This is a genomic window from Kitasatospora sp. NPDC127121 (genome assembly GCF_042677305.1).
Lineage (GTDB): Bacteria > Actinomycetota > Actinomycetes > Streptomycetales > Streptomycetaceae > Kitasatospora.
Genome location: NZ_JBHXTQ010000013.1, coordinates 1 through 20,041, shown reverse-complemented (window position 1 = coordinate 20,041; position 20,041 = coordinate 1). Strand labels below are relative to the sequence as shown.

The 20,041-nt window shown below is 73.0% G+C and carries 20 protein-coding genes; 9 read left to right on the top strand and 11 right to left on the bottom strand.

What is annotated here, in order from left to right:
* The first annotated feature begins 260 nt into the window (after nt 1-260).
* Complete coding sequence (locus tag ACFVHI_RS09860) at nt 261-449, top strand: hypothetical protein (RefSeq protein ID WP_063347404.1); 189 nt, start codon at nt 261-263, stop codon at nt 447-449.
* A 76-nt stretch (nt 450-525) separates the two neighbouring features.
* Here ACFVHI_RS09860 and ACFVHI_RS09855 read toward each other — a convergent pair whose 3' ends face one another.
* Nucleotides 526-936, bottom strand: coding sequence for a cupin domain-containing protein (locus ACFVHI_RS09855; protein WP_063347405.1), 411 nt, complete (start codon nt 934-936; stop codon nt 526-528).
* Nucleotides 937-999: 63 nt separating this feature from the next.
* Between ACFVHI_RS09855 and ACFVHI_RS09850 the strand changes: the two genes are divergently transcribed.
* On the top strand, nt 1,000-1,512 hold the full coding sequence (locus ACFVHI_RS09850; protein ID WP_063347406.1) for a MarR family winged helix-turn-helix transcriptional regulator: 513 nt from the start codon (nt 1,000-1,002) through the stop codon (nt 1,510-1,512).
* Nucleotides 1,513-1,671: 159 nt separating this feature from the next.
* Nucleotides 1,672-2,601, top strand: a complete 930-nt coding sequence (locus ACFVHI_RS09845; RefSeq protein WP_107452852.1) for a S41 family peptidase — start codon at nt 1,672-1,674, stop codon at nt 2,599-2,601.
* Here ACFVHI_RS09845 and ACFVHI_RS09840 read toward each other — a convergent pair.
* Nucleotides 2,598-4,670, bottom strand: a complete 2,073-nt coding sequence (locus ACFVHI_RS09840) for an MFS transporter (RefSeq protein WP_079135556.1) — start codon at nt 4,668-4,670, stop codon at nt 2,598-2,600. The two genes, ACFVHI_RS09845 and ACFVHI_RS09840, sit on opposite strands and share 4 nt — an antisense overlap.
* Nucleotides 4,671-5,027: 357 nt before the next feature.
* Between ACFVHI_RS09840 and ACFVHI_RS09835 the strand changes: the two genes are divergently transcribed.
* The gene (locus ACFVHI_RS09835) at nt 5,028-6,146 is read left to right on the top strand and encodes a peptidoglycan-binding domain-containing protein (RefSeq protein ID WP_063347408.1); all 1,119 of its coding nucleotides are present in this window, start codon (nt 5,028-5,030) and stop codon (nt 6,144-6,146) included.
* 17 nt (nt 6,147-6,163) lie between these two features.
* On the opposite strand, the gene ACFVHI_RS09830 is transcribed toward ACFVHI_RS09835, so the two are convergent.
* From ACFVHI_RS09830 to ACFVHI_RS09815, 4 genes are all read right to left on the bottom strand, one after another.
* Nucleotides 6,164-6,754 carry a TMEM165/GDT1 family protein gene (locus tag ACFVHI_RS09830; RefSeq protein ID WP_063351072.1) on the bottom strand — a complete coding sequence of 197 codons (591 nt, stop codon included), beginning with the start codon at nt 6,752-6,754 and terminating at the stop codon, nt 6,164-6,166.
* A 270-nt stretch (nt 6,755-7,024) separates the two neighbouring features.
* Nucleotides 7,025-7,741 (bottom strand): ABC transporter permease, encoded by a 717-nt coding sequence (locus tag ACFVHI_RS09825; protein ID WP_063351073.1) that lies wholly within the window; start codon nt 7,739-7,741, stop codon nt 7,025-7,027.
* Between the two features lie 50 nt (nt 7,742-7,791).
* Nucleotides 7,792-9,408, bottom strand: coding sequence for a dolichyl-phosphate-mannose--protein mannosyltransferase (locus tag ACFVHI_RS09820; RefSeq protein ID WP_079135558.1), 1,617 nt, complete (start codon nt 9,406-9,408; stop codon nt 7,792-7,794).
* A gap of 232 nt (nt 9,409-9,640) precedes the next feature.
* On the bottom strand, nt 9,641-10,933 hold the full coding sequence (locus tag ACFVHI_RS09815) for an MFS transporter (RefSeq protein WP_380337461.1): 1,293 nt from the start codon (nt 10,931-10,933) through the stop codon (nt 9,641-9,643).
* A gap of 159 nt (nt 10,934-11,092) precedes the next feature.
* On the opposite strand from ACFVHI_RS09815, the gene ACFVHI_RS09810 reads away from it, so the two are divergent.
* Nucleotides 11,093-11,653, top strand: a complete 561-nt coding sequence (locus ACFVHI_RS09810; protein ID WP_063347409.1) for a MarR family winged helix-turn-helix transcriptional regulator — start codon at nt 11,093-11,095, stop codon at nt 11,651-11,653.
* A gap of 145 nt (nt 11,654-11,798) precedes the next feature.
* On the opposite strand, the gene ACFVHI_RS09805 is transcribed toward ACFVHI_RS09810, so the two are convergent.
* The 3 genes from ACFVHI_RS09805 to ACFVHI_RS09795 all read right to left on the bottom strand — a co-directional run bounded on the left by ACFVHI_RS09805 (nt 11,799) and on the right by ACFVHI_RS09795 (nt 15,321).
* A complete protein-coding gene (locus ACFVHI_RS09805) occupies nt 11,799-13,628 on the bottom strand; it encodes a glycosyl hydrolase family 18 protein (RefSeq protein ID WP_079135560.1) in 1,830 nt (609 codons plus the stop codon).
* 333 nt (nt 13,629-13,961) lie between these two features.
* Complete coding sequence (locus ACFVHI_RS09800; RefSeq protein ID WP_159398413.1) at nt 13,962-14,597, bottom strand: hypothetical protein; 636 nt, start codon at nt 14,595-14,597, stop codon at nt 13,962-13,964.
* Between the two features lie 163 nt (nt 14,598-14,760).
* Entirely contained in the window at nt 14,761-15,321 is a 561-nt protein-coding gene (locus ACFVHI_RS09795; RefSeq protein WP_063347410.1) for a DoxX family protein, read from the bottom strand.
* Nucleotides 15,322-15,521: 200 nt separating this feature from the next.
* Here ACFVHI_RS09795 and ACFVHI_RS09790 point away from each other — a divergent pair, with 200 nt between their 5' ends.
* Nucleotides 15,522-16,154 (top strand): MarC family protein, encoded by a 633-nt coding sequence (locus ACFVHI_RS09790; RefSeq protein WP_063347411.1) that lies wholly within the window; start codon nt 15,522-15,524, stop codon nt 16,152-16,154.
* A gap of 31 nt (nt 16,155-16,185) precedes the next feature.
* Here ACFVHI_RS09790 and ACFVHI_RS09785 read toward each other — a convergent pair whose 3' ends face one another.
* Nucleotides 16,186-16,731, bottom strand: a complete 546-nt coding sequence (locus ACFVHI_RS09785; RefSeq protein WP_063347412.1) for an NADPH-dependent FMN reductase — start codon at nt 16,729-16,731, stop codon at nt 16,186-16,188.
* Between the two features lie 112 nt (nt 16,732-16,843).
* Complete coding sequence (locus tag ACFVHI_RS09780) at nt 16,844-17,287, bottom strand: Lrp/AsnC family transcriptional regulator (RefSeq protein ID WP_063347413.1); 444 nt, start codon at nt 17,285-17,287, stop codon at nt 16,844-16,846.
* Nucleotides 17,288-17,502: 215 nt separating this feature from the next.
* Between ACFVHI_RS09780 and ACFVHI_RS09775 the strand changes: the two genes are divergently transcribed.
* The 3 genes from ACFVHI_RS09775 to ACFVHI_RS09765 all read left to right on the top strand — a co-directional run bounded on the left by ACFVHI_RS09775 (nt 17,503) and on the right by ACFVHI_RS09765 (nt 20,005).
* Nucleotides 17,503-18,333 (top strand): tryptophan 2,3-dioxygenase, encoded by an 831-nt coding sequence (locus ACFVHI_RS09775; RefSeq protein WP_079135561.1) that lies wholly within the window; start codon nt 17,503-17,505, stop codon nt 18,331-18,333.
* A gap of 14 nt (nt 18,334-18,347) precedes the next feature.
* Complete coding sequence (kynU, locus tag ACFVHI_RS09770) at nt 18,348-19,574, top strand: kynureninase (protein WP_208869067.1); 1,227 nt, start codon at nt 18,348-18,350, stop codon at nt 19,572-19,574.
* A gap of 161 nt (nt 19,575-19,735) precedes the next feature.
* Nucleotides 19,736-20,005 carry a hypothetical protein gene (locus ACFVHI_RS09765; protein WP_063347415.1) on the top strand — a complete coding sequence of 90 codons (270 nt, stop codon included), beginning with the start codon at nt 19,736-19,738 and terminating at the stop codon, nt 20,003-20,005.
* Nucleotides 20,006-20,041: the final 36 nt, after the last annotated feature.

Sequence of the window (20,041 nt, the reverse complement as noted above, 5' to 3'; positions counted from 1 at the left end):
AGTTCACCAGCGCCATCAAGTGCGGGGAGGTCGACCTGAGCGCGCAGGAGACCTGTGGACTGTCCGCTGTGTGATCAGCCCATCGCGTTCGACCCGGAGACAGGACAAGGCTGCTGCTTCCGGTGCGACCAGTGGGCGGGTCGGGCGATCCGGGGCCTGTCGATCGTGACGCTCCGCGGCAACTTGCCCGAAGTGCAGGCGGAGAGGGGGCGTGCAAGCCTGGTTGGAGAACCCGAAATCCAACCGAATGGGGCACAGCCATGGGTATCGGCGACAAGTTCCGGGACAAGGCCGAGCAGTTGGAGGAGGAGGCGAAGTCGCGCCTCGGCAACAAGCCCCCGAAGGCGGACGACGCCCAACAGAAGGCCGCCCAGACCCAGCAGCAGGGCCAACAGCAGGGCCAGCAGAACCTGGACGACCTACCGGACGACATCGACGACCGGAAGTAGCGGCCAAGACCGGGCGGGGACGGTCAGGGGTGGGCCCTCGACCGTCCCCGTACTCATGCCCGGACCGCTTCGTGGGTCAGGCGATCCACGGCGGGAGGAGGCGCTCGGCGTCGCGGGGGGCGAGGCCGCAGGCGCCTTCGGGGGTGACGGCGTCGGGGTTGTAGGCGTGGGCGGGGGACGGGCCGGCGACGATGGCGGTGAAGCCGTCGGCGGTGGTGATCCGGCGGGCGAGGTCGGCGGGGAGGACGAGGGTGTCGCCGGCGGTGAGGGGCACCGGGCCGTCGGGGAGGGTGACGGTGGCGGTGCCGGTGAGCAGCGTCCAGATCTGTTCGACGTCCATGGCGTGGAGCGGGCCGCTCTTGCCGGCCGTCATGTCGACCTGCCACAGGGCGAGGGTGGTTGAGCCCTGGGTGGGTGAGGCGTAGGTGGTCATGACGGCGTTCGGCGTCTCGATGCGACGGGCGTCGGCGTGGCGGATCACGGGCATGGCGAGGGAACCCCCTAAGATGGTCAATGGCATTGTCTATATGGTCAATGAGGTTGTCTACCCATGTCAAGCGAGCCCGCGAGCACACCCACCGGCACACCCCCGAGCGAACCCGCCCCGCCCGGCTTCGAGTTGCCGCTGCGCCTGCTGCTCACCTTCCGGACGATCATCGACGAGCTGCACGAGCGCATCGCCCGCGAGGGCCACCCCGACCTGCGGCCCATGCACGGCTTCGTCTTCCAGGCGATCGGACCGCACGGCACCACCGCCGTCGACCTCGGCCGCCGGCTCGGCGTCTCCAAGCAGGCCGCCGGCAAGACCATCGAGAACTTGGAGCAGCTCGGCTACGTCGAACGCGGCGGCGACCCGGCCGACGCCCGCCGCAAGGTCGTCCGACTGACCGCCCGCGGGGTGGACTGCCTGGTCCGGTCGGCCCGGATCTTCGACGAGCTGCGCGCCGAGTGGTCCGCCACCCTGGGCGAGGAGCGCCTGCGCGAGGTGGAGACGGCCCTGCGCCTGCTCGCCCCCGGCGACCCGTTCCGCCTCGACACCCCTCGCTGGTTCGGCGGTCCGTGAGGGAGGATCAGGAGTGGTGCGAGTCATGAGGGGCCAGCGGAGGGGAAGCGGATGAGACGGCTGGGGCGGACGGTCACGGCGGCGGCCGTACTGGTGCTCGCGGCGTGCTCCTCACCGGCCCCCGAATCACCGGCTCCAGGGCCACCAGCCCCCGAGCGCATGTCCCCGGAGGCCCGCGGCTACCTCTCGGAGGCCCTGGACCTCATCCAGCAGAAGTCCCTCAACACCGCGAAGGTGGACTGGCCGAAGCTCCGCACCCAGGCCTTCGCCCAGGCGGCCACGGCCCGCACCCCGGCCGACACCCACACCGCGATCAGGGCCGCCGTCACCGCCCTCGACGACCACCACAGCCGTTTCTACCCGCCCGACCAGGCGGCGAAGGTCGACGCCGACCCGGAGGCCGTGAACGCCCCGACCGCCCGGCAACTCCCCGGCCGCATCGTCCAGTTGAATCTCCCGGCGGTGAACGGATCGGAGCGCACCTACGCCGAGTACGTCGCCCGCGGCCGCGCCGCCGTCGCCGAAGTGAGCGCCTGCGGCTGGGTGGTGGACCTGCGGGGCGAGACCGGGGGCGGGATGTGGGCCCCGCTGGCCGTCGCGGCGCCGATCCTCGGCGACGGCCCGCTGGGCGCCTTCGTCACCGCGGACGGCACCCGCAGCACCTGGTCGGTCCGCGACGGCGTGCCGTACCTGGACGACGCCCCGCAGGCCTCCCCCGCCACCCACCACGACAAGGCGCCCACCCACCACGACCAGACGCCCGAAACGCCCGTCGCCGTCCTCACCGGCCGCGCGACCGGCAGCGCGGGCGAGGCGGTCGCCATCGCCTTCATCGGCCGCCCGGCCACCCGCAGCTTCGGCCAGCCCACCTACGGGGTGCCCACCGGCAACGCCGCCCACCGGCTGTCGGACGGCGCCGTCCTGCTGCTCACCGGCGCCGCCGAGGCCGACCGCACCGGCCGGGTCCACGAGGGCCCGATCGAGCCGGACGAGGCGGTCGAAACGGCCGACCCCCGCAAGGACGACGACCCCGCGCTCGCCGCCGCCGTCGCCTGGCTCTCCAACCAGACCCCCTGCAAGGCAAGCTAGAACGACCGCCCCTCGCCCCGGTACGGCGGCTCGTGGGCGGGCCGGTCCGGGCGGTCGCGCCGGTCGGCGCAGAGGGTGGAGCTGAGGCGGGTGAGCAGGTCGGCGAGGTCGGCGTACTGCTGCTCGTCCCAGTCGCCGAGCAGGTCGGCGAGTTGCGAGCGCCGGGCGGCGACCAGCTTGACGGCCGCCTCCGCCCCCGGTTCGGTGAGCCGTAGCGGCAGCCCGCCGCTGCGGGCGGCGAGGCCGCGGCCCTCGACTTCCCGGACGGCGCTTTCGATGACGGCGATCGGGATGATCCGCCGCTCGGCGAGTTCGGCCGGCTCGACCGAGCCGTGGTGGTGCATCTGCAACAGCAGCCAGCTGGAGGCGGGTTGGAGGTCCAGACCGGCCCCCTCGGTGATCCGCCGGAAGAGGTCGCGCCGGGCCTCGCGGGTGCTCAGCACCGAGAGCGCGCGGGCGATCTCGTCCAGCGACGAGCGTTGGACGGGGTTGAGGCCGATGGATTCGCTCAGGTCGGGTGCGGTGACGGTGGAGCGCAGCTTCTGTTCGCGCAGGAACAGCGACAGCACGAAGGCGACCAGCGCGACGGGCACCGCGTACAGGAACACCCGGGTGATCGACTCGGCGTACGCGTGGTGGACGGCTTCCTGGACGACGGCGGGCAGCCGGGTGATCACCCGCGGGTCGGAGGTGATGGCCTCGGGGTGGAAGCCGGGTGGCAGCGGCAGGCCGGTGAGGGCGTCGGCGAGCCGGTCGCGCAGCCCGCTGGCGAACAGGCTGCCGAAGATGGAGACGCCGAAGGAGGCGCCGATGGAGCGGAAGAAGGTGGCGCCGGCGGTGGCGACGCCGAGGTCCTGGTAACCGACGGAGTTCTGCACGATCAGCACCAGCACCTGCATGACCAGGCCCAGCCCGAGGCCGAAGACCAGGAAGTAGAGGCTCATCTCGGTGGTGCTGCTGTGCTCGTCGAGCCGGGAGAGCAGCAGCAGGCCGACGGTGGTGACGGCCGTCCCGGCGATCGGGAAGATCCGGTAGTGGCCGGTGCGGGCGACGATCTGGCCGGAGCCGATCGAGGTGAGCAGCATGCCGAGCACCATCGGCAGCATGTGGATGCCGGACAGGGTGGGCGAGACCTGCTTGACGACCTGGAGGAAGGTCGGCAGGTAGGTGAGGGCGCCGAACATCGCGAAGCCGACCACGAAGGAGATCACCGCGACCAGGCTGAACGTCCGGGAGCGGAACAGCCGCAGCGGCAGCACCGGTTCGCCGGCCGTCCGCTCGACCAGGACGAAGGCGAGCAGCAGCACCAGGCCGAGCACGCCGAGCCCGACGATCTGCCAGGAGGTCCAGCCCCAGGTGGTGCCGCCGAGGGAGGTCATCAGCACCAGGCAGGTGGCGACGGCGGCGATCAGCACGGTGCCGAGGTAGTCGATCCGGTGCTGGCGCCTGGTCTCCTGCCCGGGCAGGACGGCGGCGATCACCACCAGGGCGACGATGCCGATCGGCAGGTTGATGTAGAAGACCCAGCGCCAGCTGAGGTTGTCGACGAACAGGCCGCCGAGCAGCGGGCCGAGGACGCTGGTCACGCCGAAGACGGCGCCGAAGAGGCCCTGGTACTTGCCGCGGTCCCGGGGGGAGACGAGGTCGCCGACGATGGCCTGGGTGAGCACGATCAGCCCGCCGCCGCCCAGGCCCTGCAGCGCGCGGAAGGCGATGAGTTCGCCCATGTTCTGGGCGATGCCGCAGAGTACGGAGCCGAGCAGGAAGATCACGATGGAGGCCTGGAAGAAGCGCTTCCGGCCGTACATGTCGCCGAGCTTGCCCCAGAGCGGGGTGGCGGCCGTGGAGGCCAGCAGGTAGGCGGTGACCACCCAGGAGATGTGGTCCAGGCCGCCGAGGTCGCTGACGATGGTGGGCAGCGCGGTGGAGACGATGGTCTGGTCGAGGGCGGCGAGCAGCATCGCCAGCAGCAGGGCGCCGATCGGCACCCAGAGGTTGGGGACGGTGACCTCCGGCGGGCCGGGCTCGTACGCCGGGCTGCGGTCGGACGCGGCGCGCGAGTCCGTCATGGCGGCTCCGTAGGGTCGCGGGCCCCGGCCGAGGCGGCGGGCCCGTGCGGATGATCACTCCCAGCTCACCATGCTGTCAGAAATGCCCCGGTTTGCTCCCTCGGATTGAGCCGAACGTAGCCGCCGGGCCCACCGACCCAGGACACACCGCACCGACCCGACCGCCGGCACCGGGGACATCCGCCGCTCCCCGGCCGTTCCTCGGGAAACAACCGCCACCAACCGGCACAACACCCCCGCCCGGGTCCGGACGCCCCTGTCCCCCCTCCGGGACGTCCTGCATAATCAGGCGCGATCGTGAGCCCGGGAACCGCCCCGGGGCACGCAGACCGCCCGAGAACCGAGGAGGACCGGCCGATGCCGGACCAGCACTGCCCGACGTGCGGCACCGCACGCTCCACCGGGTGCGGCTGCGTCCCGGACCCGAGCCTCACCGAGACGGCCGTCCTCCCGCACCTCGAAGGCCCGCCACTGGTCCGCCCGTACGTGCCGCAGGCCGTCGGCCAGGTCGCCGAGGAGCCCGTGGCGGACGTCCCCGCCGTCGACCCGTTCGCGACCACCGTCCTGCCGCCGGTCGCCCCGGGACAACCGGCCCCCGTCCACCCCGCCCCGCCCGTGGTTCCCCCGCTGGGGCCGGACGCCGACGCCTACGCCACCACCGTGCTGCCGCCGGTGCCCGCCTCCGGGCCGGGCGCCTACGCGGCGGCGACAGCCCCGCAGGCCGCGTCCGGCGGCGACCTCGGAGTCTTCCCCTTCGACCACGCGACGCCCGGGCCCGAGCCGGAGCCCGTCGGCGGCCGGGCCGCGCGCAGAGCCGCCGAGCAGGCCGCGCAGAACCCGCTGGCCCGGCACAAGCTGCTGCTGGCCGGGGTGGGCGCCGGCCTGGTCGCGCTCACCATCGGCATCGCGTACGCGGTGACGCCCTCGCCCGCGCCGACGACCCGGCAGGCGCAGCCGCTGCCCACCACCCTGGCGCCCGCGCCGGTGGAGCCGACCGCCCCGGCACCGACGGACCCGGCCACGCCGCCGCCGCCGACCAGCGAGGCACCGAGCCCGACGTCGCCCCCCACCCGCAAGCCGAGCCCGACGAAGACGGCCACCCCGGCGCCGACGCCGACCACCCAGGCCCCGGTCGCCGCTCCCCCGGCCCCCGCTTCCGCCCCGACCGCGCCCGCGACGCCCACGCCCACCCCCACCACCGCGACGCCCACGCCGACCCCGACCCCCACTCCGACGCCGACCCCGACCACCCGGGTGCTCCAGATGGGGATGACCGGCGCCGACGTCAAGGACATGCAGCAGCGGCTGTGGGCGGCCGAGTGCGGATACGTCGACAAGTCGATGATCACCGGGACCTTCGACTTCTGGACCCGGTCGGTGCTCGGCGACTACCAGACCAGCAACCGGATCAAGGGCGAGACCTTCGTCTACGGCCCGAAGACCCGGGCCGCCCTGGAGGCCGACCCGGGCTGCTGAGCCCCGCGGACAAGGGGTCAGCCGGTGATCGCCCCGAAGATGCTGATGCCCGCCAGCACCACCATGATCGCCGCCGCGACCCGGATGATCAGCTTCATCGGCACGTACTTGAGCAGCTTCTGCCCGCCCACGATGGCGAGCCCGCCGACCGCGCACAGCGCCAGCCACGCGCCGAGGCCGACGGCCAGCGGATCGGCGTACTTGGCGGCCAGGTTGGCGGTCATGATCTGGGTCAGGTCGCCGAACTCGGCGACCGCGACGACCAAGAAGCTGGCCCCGGCCACCTTCCAGAAGCTGTTCGAGGACGGCTCCTTGGCGGCGTGCCCCTCCTCGTCGTCGCCCCCGCCGTGGAAGAGCAGCATGGCCGCACCGGCCAGGAACAGCACGCCGGTGACGCCCTCGACCCAGCGGTGCGGCAGCAGCGAGAGCAGGTGCCCGGCGGCGAGGGCGAGGACGACCTGAACGCCCATCGCCGCGGCGACACCCGCGAAGACGTAGCTGGCACGGTACTTGGTGCCGAGTACGAGGCTGGCCAGCGCGGTCTTGTCCGGCAGTTCGGCCAGGAAGATGATGCCGAACGTCAGCGCGGCCACGGTCAAACTCATCAGAAAGGGTCCCTCGGTCGGGCTGCCCGGCCTCCGCAGGTCCGTCAGGGGACGCTTCGGCCCGACAGCACTGGTCATGGTCACAGCACTGCGGCCGAAGGTCTCGCCGGCACCGACCCCGGAGGATCGGGTGCCCCGGGCGCCGGGCCCGTGAGGGCCAGTATGTCGACGGTCCGGTGGAGGGCTACTCCCCTTCAACGTGCTCAAGGGTACCCGACCGCGTCCAGTACCCAAGGCGGCCCGGTACCCGCCCCCGCCCCGGCCCCCCAGCGCTCACCAGCCCGCGCTCACCAGCCCCCGGCCGACCAGCTCCAGCACCACCACGATCGCCACCGACTCCACCGCCAGCAGCCCGACCAGCACGAACAGCTGCACCGCCCCCGCCTGGACGGGCGAGGCGCCGCCGAGCAGCATGCCGACGAAGGCGCCGGGGAGGGTGACCAGGCCGACCGTCCGGGTCTGGTCGAGAGCGGGCACCAGCGAGGTCGCGGCGGCGGTGCGGCAGATCTCCAGCCGGGCGTCGCGGTCCTCGAAGCCGAGCGCCAGGGCCGCCTCCACCTCGCCGCGGCGCTGCCGCAGTTCGTCGAGGGCGCGCCGCCCGGCCAGCGAGGTGGCGGTGAGCGCGCCGCCGATCAGGATGCCGGCGACGGGGATGACGGACAGGCCCTTGGCCGGCAGCAGTCCGACGGCCAGCAGCAGGGCGAGCGCCGGCAGCACGCCGGCGCCGATCGGCGCGGCCGCCCAGACCCAGTCGGGGCCGGGGGTCATCCGCCGCCCGGCGGTGCGCACCGCGACGGTGAACATCAGCAGCACGAACAGCGCCGACCACCAGAGCGAGCCGACCACCCAGCTGATCACCGCGGCGACGGCGGCCAGTTGCACCACCGCGCGCAGTCCGGCCCGCAGCACCGCGTGCCCGTGGCCGAGCAGGCCCCGGCCGGCCACCGCGACGGCGGCCAGCAGCAGGACGGCGGTGACCACCCCGAGCATCGGGGTGACGGGCAGCAGCTGACCGCCCGCGGCGGACAGGGGCACCGGTGTCAGATCCAGCTGGTGAACCACATCCGGTCCTGCCAGGACGTCATCGGGATCACCTCCGCCGTGTACAGCGGGTAGAAGAAGGCGAAGCAGGCGACGATGGCGAGCACGATCAGCCCGGCGCCGGCCGCGCCGATCCGGCGGCGTTCGGGGCTGCACCCGGCCGGGCCGAGGATCGCCCCGAGCATCTGCGCGACGGCCAGGCACAGGAACGGCACCAGGACGACCATGTAGAAGGAGAAGACGGTCCGCTCCTGGTACTGGAACCAGGGCAGGTAGATCCCGGCGACGGCGCACAGCACGGCGCCCGAGCGCCAGTCCCGGCGGAAGAACCAGCGCCACAGCAGGTAGACCAGGGCGAAGCAGGCCGTCCACCAGAGCAGCGGGGTGCCGAGGCCGAGGATCTGGGACGCGCAGCCGCCGGTGGCGGTGCAGCCGTGCTGCCCGTTCGGGACCTGCTCCCAGTACATGGAGACGGGGCGGCCGACGACCAGCCAGCTGAAGGGGTTGGACTGGTAGGTGTGCGGGGTGCTCAGCCCGGTATTGAAGTCGTACATCTGCGAGTGGTAGTGCCACAGGCTGCGCAGCGACGCGGGCACCCAGCTCATCGACACCTGCGGCAGCGGGACGCCGAGGAAGGTGTCCGGGGACAGGCCGGGGCGGCCGTCGGCCCAGTGCCGGTCGTACCCGCCCTCGCCGTTGCCGCCGCTGGCGAGCCAGCCGGCCCAGGCGCCGACGTACACCACCAGGGCGGAGCCGACCATGGCGAGGAAGGCGGGGACGGCGTCGCGGCGCAGCATCGAGCGCCAGGGGCGGCGGGCGCCGGCCCCGCGACGGCCGGACTGGTCCCACAGGACGGTCAGCAGGCCGAAGGCGGCGAGGATCATCGCGCCGTTCCACTTGACGGCGCAGGCGGCGCCGAGGAGCACCCCGGCGGCGATCCGCCAGGGGCGCAGGCCGAGCCGGGCGCGGTCACCGTCGGTGACGCCGACCAGCCGGGCGCGGACGTGGTCGCGGTCGATCAGGAGGCTGCCGAAGGCGGCGAGCACGAAGAACATCTGGATGCCGTCGAGCAGCCCGACCCGGCTCATCACCAGTTGGAGGCCGTCGACGGCCATCAACAGGGCCGCGGTGCAGCCGATCAGGGTGGAGCCGAAGAGCCGGCGGCCGATCCGGGCGAGCATCAGCACGGTGACGGTGCCGAGCAGGGCGGTCATGAACCGCCAGCCGAAGGGGTGCATGCCGAACAGCTGTTCGCCGATCGCCATCACCCATTTGCCGAGCGGCGGGTGGGCGATGAACTCGGGCGCGGAGGTGAGCGGGATGTGCTGCGGGACGGCCAGGACGTCGGTGTTGGCGTGGTCCGGCCAGCTGCCCTCGTAGCCCTGCCGCAGCAGCGACCAGGCGTCCTTGGGGTAGTACGTCTCGTCGAAGACGAAGGCGTTGGGGTAGCCGAGGTTCCAGAACCGCAGCAGGCCGGCGAAGAGCGCGACGCCGATCGGCCCGAGCCAGCCGGACCAGTCGGCCGACAGGCGGAGCAGCCGGCCCCGGACCGGTGCCGGGGCGGCGGGGGCCGGGGCCTGGACCGCCGGGGGGTGCGTGAGCGCCGCTTGCGTCATTGCCTCGCCGATTCGCCTGTCTCCTGTGCCGGCCGGGTCTCCTGTACCGACCGGGCCGGGCGGCCAACAGCCACTGACACTATGTGGCGGTGGTCGCGAAGCCAAGCGCGACGGGCGCCGACCAGGTGACCCGGTCGGCGCCCGTCGGCACGCCTGTTCGATCGGCGGTCACGCCGCCGTCCGCAACTCCCCGTCGGCGGTCACGCCGCCGTCCGCAGCCCCCCGTCGGCGGTCACGCCGCCGTCTGCAGCTCCCGGACGACCGTGGTGCGGACCACGGCCGGGGCCGCGTTGTCCTGCTCCGGCGTGAGGTACGGGCGCAGCCGCAGCGCCAGGACGACGACCAGCAGCGTGGAGCCCGCCATGGCCGCGAGGTAGAGCGGCCAGGTGCCGGAGCCGACCAGCAGCACGCCGACGGCCGGGCCGACCGCGATGGCGATCTGCTTCACCAGGGCGTACCCGGAGTTGTAGGTGCCGAGCAGCCGGGCCGGGGCGAGGTCGGCGACGATCGGGCCCATGGTGGGCGCGAGCAGCGACTCGCCGACGCCGAACAGGGCGTAGATCGAGACGATCGCGACCGTGGCGGCCATGGTCTCGGTCCGGATCAGGCCGGCCACCAGGGCCATCGCCCAGGCGCCGAGCCAGACCACGCCGGCCGCGGCCATCGCGGTGGTGCGGCGGCGGCGCGCGGTGATCCGCACCATGAACATCTGCAGGACGACGATGGTCAGCGCGTTGGCGCCGATCGCGAAGCCCAGGGTGGAGGGCGGCGTGCCGACGGTGTCGGTGGCGAAGGCCGCGACGCCGGACTCGAACTGGCCGTAGCAGGTGAAGAAGATCAGCCCGGCGAGCGCGCAGAGCCGCAGCATCGCCTTGTCGGCGACCAGCGCGCGCAGGCCGGTCGGGCCGTCGCTCTTCTCCTGGAGCGGGATCAGCGGGTTGGCCGGCATCCGGGCGGTGCCGGTGACCAGGGCCAGGCCGAGGAAGGTCGCCGCCTCGATGGTGAACAGCCGGGTGAGGCTGGCCGGGTCGGCGACGTTCACGATCTGGCCGCCGACCAGGGCGCCGATGCCCATGCCCAGGTTGACCAGGGTGAACTGGAGCGCGAAGGCGTGCGAGCGGGTCGCGGCTGTCGAGCAGCGGACGATCATCGTGGCGAGCGCCGGCTGGCAGGTGGTGACACCCGCGCCGAACAGGAAGGAGGAGACCAGCAGGGCCGGGGTGCCGGTGGCGTGGCCGAAGGCGAACGCGCCGGTGGCGGCGAGCGCCGTACCGGCCAGCAGGACCGGACGGGGGCCGTACCTGTCGATGCCGCGACCGGTGAACGGGAGGACGGCGAGCGCCGCCAGCGCGAAGACGGTGAACACCATCCCGGCCGCCAGCGAACCCAGCCCGCGCACCTGGTCCACGTACACGAACATGTACGGCATCGTGAAGCCGCTGCCGAACGCGCTGAGCGCGTTGCCGATCTGGACGCGGCGCAGCGGGCCGCCCGCCCCGCGTCGCTGCTGCCTCTGCTGCTTCACCGTGCCGGTCACCGTGCACATCCCTTCCTGGATTCAACTGGATACTCTTAAGGTCCAGAAGATTTCAGAGCTAAAGTTTGACGAGATAAAGTCTTAGCACCGGAAGAGTGTTGAGTCAAAGGCTTAAGGGATTCACGCCTCCGTGCGACACTGGTCCGCATGACTACGGACAAGCCCGCGCCGGCCACCGCCAGGGAGCTCGGCATCGCCGAGCAGGTGGCCGTCTACCAGCGGGAATTCCCCACCGTGGACCCCCAGGTGGAGACCATCGTGCAGACCCTGTCCCGGGTCGCCCGACGGATGGGCGTGGCCTACGACCGGCAGCTGACTGTGCTGGGAATCACGGCCGCCGAGTGGGAGGTGCTCAAGGCACTGGTGGTCTCCGGCAGCCCGTACCAGCTCGGACCGGGCGAGCTGGCCAAGCGGCTCGGGCTCACCCCGGCCGCGATGACGCACCGGATCGACCGGATGGTGGCCGAGGACCTGGTCACCCGGGAGCGCGACGAGACCAACCGGGTCCGGGTGATCATCGAGCTCACCGACAACGGCCGCGACAAGTGGCTGGAGTCGATGCGGATGGCGGCGGTGTTCGAGGAGGAGCTGCTCCAGGACGTCACGGGCGAGGAGCGGGCCGTGCTGTCCGCGATGCTGGCGCGGATGCTGCGGCGGATCGAGGAGAGCCGGCCGGACGCGCCCGGGCGCACCGCCGACCCGGCCTGAGTCGCGCGCCCGGGTTGCACTCCCGGGTCGCGCCCCCGAAACGCAACGAGTCCGGCCCGCCGGGGGTGCTCCCCCGGCGGGCCGGACTGCTTGGTTCAGGTGCCGCGAGGGTCCGTCAGGCCCTCAGCTCATGCCGCCCGAGGGGTCAGCAGGCGCCGTTGTCGGTCCAGACGCCCCACTGGCCGCCCTGGCTCGGGTCGTCGCCCTTGGTCCACCACTTGTTGGTGTAGTAGTGGCCCTTCCACGAGACCTTGGTGCCGCCGGCCGCGTAGGTGGTGTTGGCGTCCCAGCTCGGGGCGGCCGGGCAGCCGGCCGGCGAGGTCGGGGTGCCGGTGGGGGTACCGGTCGGGGTACCCGTGGGGGTGCCGGTCGGCGTGCCCGTGGGCGTGCCGGTCGGGGTCTGGGTCGGGGTCGCCGTGCTGCTCGGGGTGCCGGTCGGCGGGGCCGGGCAACCGGCGGCGGAGCCGTTGGTGGCGTTCACCATCGTGTCGAACAGGCCGGTCTTGGTGCCCAGGTCGTACAGCGAGAAGGCGAAGGAACCGCCGAGGCCGTTGCAGTGCGCGTAGTCGAGCTTGGCCTGGATCGACCGGGTGTCCTCACCGCTCCAGAAGGTGTTGCCGTCGTAGAAGTACGTGGCCTTGGCGTCGTCGTCCCAGAAGGTCTTGGACGGGTTGTCGACGAAGCCCGCGAGCTCCTTGTACATCTGGATGCCGGGGACGTTGCCGGACATCGCCGCGCCGGTCGCCGGGCTGGCGGCGGGCTGGAACAGGCCGTTCTTGCCGTTGTTCTGGACGCCGGTCCAGCCGCGGTAGTAGAACGGCACACCCATGTTGATCTTGTTCGCGGGGAAGCCGCCGGGGATCCCGTAGTCCGCGTCGCCGACCGTCCACGCCTTGATGGCGTTGTCGATCGAGTACTTGCCGTGGCCCGGCTTGACCGGGGTCGACGGGTCGTTCGGGCCCGCGTAGAGCGCGGCCTGGTGGTTGGTCGGCCCCTGGGCGTCCCAGCCGCCGTGCATGTCGTAGGTCATGACGTCGAGGAAGGTGAGGTACTGACCGATCTTGTCGGTCTCGACGTTCATGATCTTGTCCTGGCCGGCGCCGACCGCCGCCGACAGGGCGTAGGTCTTGTTGTCGGCCTTGCCCTGGGCGTCCAGCTGGGTGCGGAACTCCTTCAGCAGCGCCGTGAAGTTCTGCTTGTCGGCCGGGCTGGAGATGTTGCCGGTGTGGCCGCCGCCGCCCGGGTACTCCCAGTCGATGTCGATGCCGTCGAAGACACCGGCGCCGGTGCCCGGGCCGCCGTAGCCGGCGTCGCTCGGGAGGTTGCCCTTGATGAACATGTCGAGGCAGGACGAGACCAGGTGCTTGCGCGAGGCGTCCGTGGCGGCCGCCGGCGAGAAGTACTTGGAGTAGGTCCAACCACCCAGCGAGAGCAGGATCTTGAGGTTGGGGTTCTTCGCCTTCAGCTTCTTCAGCTGGTTGAAGTTGCCCGCGATCGGCTGGTTCCAGACGTCGCCGACGCCGTCGACCGAGATGTCCGCGCCGAAGCTCTTCTGGTAGTCGGCGAACGCGTCGGCCGCGCCGTCACCCGCGTTGGGGTTGTTGTCGTTCGTGTCGGCGGCCTTGGTCGCCTCGAAACAGCCCAGGTCGGTCGGGTGGATGTTCCCGAAGTCGTAGATCAGGTAGTCGAGCTTCCCGGCCACGCCGGTGTCCTGGATCGTCTTCGGGTAGTACGCGTTGGCGTAGACCGACCACTGGTCGTAGTAGGCGACCTTGATGCCGCCGCTGGTGGCGGCCGCGCCGGTGGTGTTGGTGGTCGCGGCGTTGGCCGCGGCGCCGCCGGTCAGCGCGAGGCCCGCGCCGAGCAGCACGGAGGCGGCGGTGCCGGCCGCGACGGCGGCCAGGCTCTTCGGGCGGCGTCGACGGCCGCCCGTCGGAGCCGGGGTCCCGGCCCTTTCAATGCGTGAACGCAGCATGGGTGCGTGACTCCTGGTTGTGGGGGTTTGCGTCGTCCCGTGGGGATGCGCCCGAGGTGGGGTCGGGCGACCGGGACATGACAGCTCAGTGCGGGGAATCGTGCGGGGAATCGAGCGGGATCAGCGGGATCGGGCCTGGACGGACACCGGGATGTGCCGAACCGGCGCCCGCGGCACGAGGCCGTTGACGCCGGTTCAGGGGCTCCCTGCACCTGGGCAATAAAAATGGACTAGACCAACTCCCCCGTCAAGGGGTCCCGTTGGGCCTTGAGCCGCGCTTAAGGTTCGGCCCCCGCCGGACACCCGCGCTGACCTGCGCGCCAGTAGCGGGAGTCAGTAGCGCAGCGCGTTCGCCACCACGGCCTTCAGGCTGCCCGAGAGGTCCCGGTTGCTGCGCGCGGTGGCCTGGGCGCTCCGGCCGGCCGCCACGTCCTGGACCGTCACCGCGGTCGCGTCCTGCACCGAGCCGGAGTCGTCGGTGAAGTCGACCTGGATCACGTACCGGTACGACTGCTGCCCGTGGTTGGTGACGGTCAGCTCCACCTGCGCCCTGCCGTCCGAGCCGGTGCTCACCGCCCCGACGGCCACGTCCCCCTTGGCGTCCAGCCCACCCTTGATCCCGGCGACCGCCGAGGAGGCCGCCGACACCGCCGCCGAGGCCCGCGCCTCCGCCGAGGCGATCACCGCCCCCGCCCCGCCCGCCACCGAGGCCAGCGCCGAGGCGGCGGACGCGGCGGCCGAGGCGCCCCGCTCGATCGCGGCGGAGGCCGAGGTGGCCACGCTGCTCGCGCTCTTTCCGGAGGAGCAGCCCGCCAGCGCCACCCCGGCGACCATGGTGGCGGCCAACACCCCGGCCACCGCCCGGCGTTGGCGGCGCACCGGCGGCGCGTCCAGGTGCTGCGCGGTGACCCGCGGCCTCGAACCGATCCGGGTGAGCGGCTGGCGGTCCATGCGGTCCAGGCGGTCCATGCGGTCCCTCGTTTCTGCCTCGGCGCCGGGCTGCCCGGCACGCCTCCCCGCCCACCCTCCGAGGGCCGCCCGGGGGCCGCCAGCAGGACTGGTGCCTCCGGGTGACCCGGGCTAGCAGGCCGGCGCGGGCCGCCCCCGGACAGGACCTGGGGCCGCCGGCGCGTCAGGACAGCCCCGAGCCCTCCTGCGCGTCCGCCTCCATCGCGGCCCGCTCCTCGCGCAGCCGCACCACGTGCCGGCGCCGCGCCACCACGCCGTACGCCCCGGCGACGGACCCCGCGAAGGCCGCCAGGCCCATCCACGGCCGGTCGAGGACGTGGCAGGTCAGGTGGTCCAGCGAGTACCGCCCCGGACCGGCCAGGCCGAGCGCCAACCCGGCCGCGCCGAGGAAGGCCGGGTACTCGTAGCCGCCGGAGGTCGCGAAGAAGCCCCCGGGGGCGTGCACCGCCACCGCGCCGGCCATCGTCCCGGCCACCACCGCGCCGGCCGCCCCGGTGGCCAGCCCGGCGACCAGCAACACGCCGCCGCCCGCCTCACCGGCGCCCGCCGCGATGGCGCTCTGCCGGCCGGGGTGGAAGCCCATGTGCTCCATCGCCTGGGCGGTGCCCTCCAGGCCGCCGCCGCCGAACCAGCCGAACAGCTTCTGGGTGCCGTGCGCGATCAGCACCCCGCCGACCGCGCCGCGCAGGGCCAGCAGGCCCAGGTCCTTACGGTTCAGACACATGTCGCATCCTCGCTCCCGGGCAGGTGATCCGACTTCCATGGGAGCCGAGAGCGCGCACCCGTTCGAGCCGGGACGGCCATCCGGGCGAATTCGCCGGCGACCGGGAATGAACCGCCCCCCGACGAGATTCACGCCACGCCCGACCGCGGGGCGTGGCGTGGCGGAGCGGCCGCACCAGCCGCCGCGGTCATGCTTGGCGCATGTTCGTCTTCAATCTGAGCAGCGCCTTCATCACCTTCTTCGCCGTGGTCGGCCCGCCCAAGGTCCTGCTGGCCTTCGCCCGGCTGGCCTCCACCCGGAGCACCCGGGAACTGCGGCGGCTGGCGGCGTGGAGCACGGTCATCTCGGCGGTGATCGGCCTGGTGCTCGGCTTCACCGCGGACGAGGTCACCACGCTCTTCCACATCAGCGACCAGTCGCTGCAGCTCGCCGGTGGGGCGATCTTCTTCATCTACGCGGTCGCGCTGGTCTTCGGCGTCCACCTCGGCGGCGAGAGCGAGGACGGCGACCACCTGCCGAACCCGATGGTGGACGGCATCCGCGAACTGCTGCTGCCGTACATCGCCAGCCCGCTCGCGGTCACCGCCGTGCTGGTCGCCTCGCTCGCCCGCAACGACTGGGGCTGGAAGGCCACCATCGGCGGGGCCTACCTCGCGGTCGTGGTGATCAACTACGTCTGCGTGGCCCTGCTCGCGCCGCTGATGCAGCGCACCCACCGCACCTCGCTGGAGGTACTCTCCCGGCTGCTCGGGCTGCTGCTCGCGGCGGTCGGCGTGGAGCTGTTCCTGACCGGCCTGGCCGGGCTCGGGGTGCACATGCCCGAAGGGCACTGAGCCAGGCCGCCGCCCGCCAGGCCGCCACCCGTCAGACCGCGGCGGCCGCCAGCCGGGCCAGCACCTCGCCGATCCGCTCCCGCACCAGCGGATCGGCGACCAGCCCGTCCGGGCCGACCGCCCCGCGGTCCAGCGGGATGCGGACGCAGGCCCCGTCCACCACGGCCGCGCCGGTGTAGCCGAGGACGGTGCGCAGGGTGGCCTCCGCACCCTGACCCCGGCCCGGGCCGGCCGCGTTGATCCAGCCGGCGGGCTTGTCCGCGACCTCCGTCCCACCGACCGTCCAGTCCAGCAGGTTCTTGAAGGAGCCGGGCAGCGTCCCGGCGTACTCGGGGGTGCAGACCAGCAGCGCGTCGGCGGCCTCGACGGCGGCGCGCAGGGCGGCCACCGGCCCGGGCAGCGGGTCGGTGTCGTGGTCCGGGTTGAAGTGCGGCAGGCCGGCCAGCCCCGCGTAGTAGGTGGCCCGCAGGCCCGGGGTGGCGGCGGCCACGGCGGCGGCGGTGCGCAGCACGGTCTCGTTGGTGGAACCGGCCCGCAGGCTCCCGGGCAGCAGCAGGATGTGACGCTCGTTCGGCATGCCGAGGAACCTACCGTTCCGGCCCCGGGCCGCTCGGCGGCCGTGACGGCGCCATGGCGCCACGCCGCGCCGCGCCGGGGCGACGGCACTACGGCTTCACGGCTCCACGGCGCTACGCCCCGGCGGGCGCGACCACCGGCCGCCAGGGCACCGGGCTGGAGAGGATCATCGAGCTGGACGGCTGGCCGTAGCCGCCGAGCCGGTCGCACAGGGCCTCGAAATCGGCCATCGTGGGCACCGCGACCAGCAGCGCGCAGCAGGCCCCGCCGGTGACCCGGTGCAGCTGGAGCACCTCCGGCCAGGCGGCCACCTGGGGGTCGCGCAGCACGCAGCGCGGGCCGTAGCACTGGATCTGGACCAGCGCGGTGATCGGCAGTCCGGCCCGGCTGAGGTCCACATGGGCGTGGTACCCGGTGATCACGCCGTCGGACTCCAGTCGGCGGACCCGTTCGGCCACCGCGGGTGCGGACAGGCTCACCCGGCGGGAGAGTTCGTTGTAGGAGAGCCTGGCGTCGGTCTGCAACTCGGCCAGCAGGCGGCGGTCGACGGCGTCCATGGCGGCTCCCGGAGTGACTGGAATGGGTGGTTTCGCGATCGTAAAGCGAATCGGCCGAACGCCTCGCGAACGACAGCCCGGATCGCGGTTGCGGTGTCCGTCGACCATTCAACCGGGGGGTCGCACCGCCGCACAATGGGCACCCCGGTGGAACCAGGCCGTCCGTCTGGTCGCCGGTCCGGGCGACGGGCCCGGGTGGATCAGGAGGAATCGGGATGGGGCACGACACGGTGGAGACACCCAGCCTGTCGTTCGGTCGGCGCGGGGAGCCGGATCGGGGCACCCCGTACGCCCGCTACGTGTGCCTGGACGAGCTGCACAGCCTGCAGCACCCGCGCAGCAAGGTGCCGGCCGAGCTGTCGTTCATCGTCACCACGCAGGTGATGGAGCTGCTGTTCGACCTGCTGCGGCACGAGTGGACGCTCGCCCAGCGCGCGCTGCGCGAGGACGACCTGCCCGCCGCGCTGGCCGCGCTGCGGCGCGGCACCCACGCGCAGGACGTGCTGGTGGAGTCCTGGGACCTGCTGGCCACCATGACGCCGCAGGAGTTCAACGGCTTCCGCGCGGAGTTCGGCCAGGCCTCTGGCTTCCAGTCCGCGGCCTTCCTGCACCTGGAGTTCCTGCTCGGCAACAAGAACGCCGCACTGCTCGCGATGTACGACGGGATGCCGCGGACGCAGGCCGAGCTGACCGAGGCGCTGCGCTCCCCCGGCCTGTACGACGACGCGCTGGCCCTGCTGGCCCGGCGCGGCCTGCCGCTGCGCCCGGAGCCCTCCGAGCAGCGCTACCGCGCCAGCGACGAGGTCGCCGCGGCCTGGCGCCTGGTCTACACCGACCCGGAGCACGCCGACCTGCAGCCACTCGCCGAGGCGCTGCTGGACGTCGCCGAGCGGGTCACCCGCTGGCGCCAGCGCCACCTGTCCGCGGTCAAGCGGACCATGGGCGGCAAGCCCGGCTCGGGCGGCTCCAGCGGGCTGAGCTGGCTGCGCAGGTCCGCCGAGCAGGACGTCTTCCCGGAGCTGTGGACGATCCGGGACGAGCTGTGAACGAGGGGATGGGCATGGTCACGCGCGAGGAGTGCGCGGCGCTGGACGCCGTCGACCCGCTGGCGGCGTTCCGCAAGGAGTTCGCCCTGCCGGACGGGGTGGTCTACCTGGACGGGAACTCGCTCGGCGCGCTGCCGGTGCGCACCGCGGAGCGGGTGCGGCAGGTGGTCGAGGAGGAGTGGGGCCGGGAGCTGATCCGCAGCTGGAACGACGCCGGCTGGTTCGAGCAGCCCTACCGGCTGGGGCGGCGGATCGCCCCGCTGGTCGGGGCCGGCCCGGAGGAGGTGGTGGTCTGCGACACCACCTCGGTGAACCTGTTCAAGGTGCTCGTCGCCGCGCTGCGGCTGCGCCCCGGGCGGCGCACGGTGCTGGGCGACGGCGAGGCGTTCCCGACCGACCTGTACATCGCCGAGGGCGCCACCGGCCTGGTCGAGGGCGCGCGCAGCGTGCTGGTCCGGCCGGAGGAGCTGGACCGGCACCTGGACGGCGACGTCGCCGCGGTCGTCCTCTCGCACGTGGACTACCGCACCGGCGAGCTGCTGGACCTGCCCGGGATCACCGCCCGGGTGCAGGCCGCGGGCGCGCTGATGATCTGGGACGTCTGCCACTCGGTGGGCGCGCTGCCGGTCGAACTCGGCGCTGCGGGCGCGGACTTCGCGGTCGGCTGCACCTACAAGTACCTGAACGGCGGCCCCGGTTCGCCGGCCTTCCTGTACGCCGCCGAGCGGCACCTGGCGGCCGGCCCGCGGCAGCCGCTGAGCGGCTGGTTCGGGCACGCCCGCCCGTTCGCCTTCGAGCCCGGGTACGACCCCAAGCCGGGCATCGGACGCTTCCTGACCAGTTCGCCGTCACTGCTCGGACAGGCCGCACTGGGCGCGAGCCTGGACGTCTGGGAGCGCGCCGACCCGGCCGCCGTCCGGGCGAAGAGCCTGGCCCTGACCGACCTGTTCATCGGACTGGTCGAGGGTCTGGACGGGATCGAGGTGGTGACCCCGCGCGAGCACGCCCGGCGGGGCAGCCAGGTCGCGCTGCGGCACGCCGACGGCTACCCGGTGGTGCAGGCGCTGATCGCGCGCGGCGTGATCGGTGACTTCCGTGCGCCCGACCTCATGCGGTTCGGCTTCACCCCGCTGTACCTCTCGTACACCGACGTCTGGGACGCGGCCCGGGAGCTGGCCGAGGTGCTGGCCGGCGGGGAGTGGCGGGCGGAGCGGTTCTCCCGCCGGGGCGAGGTGACCTGAGGCCCGGCGCCACGGTCCGGGCCCGGCACGGTCCGGGCCCGGCGTCGGCGGACAGTCCGTCACGGGACAGTGACGCAGGTCATGTCCAGGTAAAGTTCGACCCCCATCACCCTTGGGAAGCCTCTCGGTTGACTTACCGTCAGCCGTAAAGGGAGGTTTGCATGAACATCGAACTCGGACCGCTTGAGCCCGAACCCTTCATGCTGGCCCTGGGGTTGACCCTGCTCTTCCTGATCACATGGACGCTGGGCCACCGCCTCCTCCCCCGCGTCGAGCGGGCCCAGGCCGAGCGGTGGGACGCGACCGAGGGCCGCACCGAACGCGCCGACGCCATCCGCGCCGAAGCCGAGGCCGGCCGGGTGGTCGGCGAACCGGTGCACGCCGTCGCCGCCGGCCGCCGCACGGTGGACCGCTTCTTCCGCTCCCGCTGAGCCGCCGTCGGCCCCTCGCCCGTGCTGGGCGAGGGC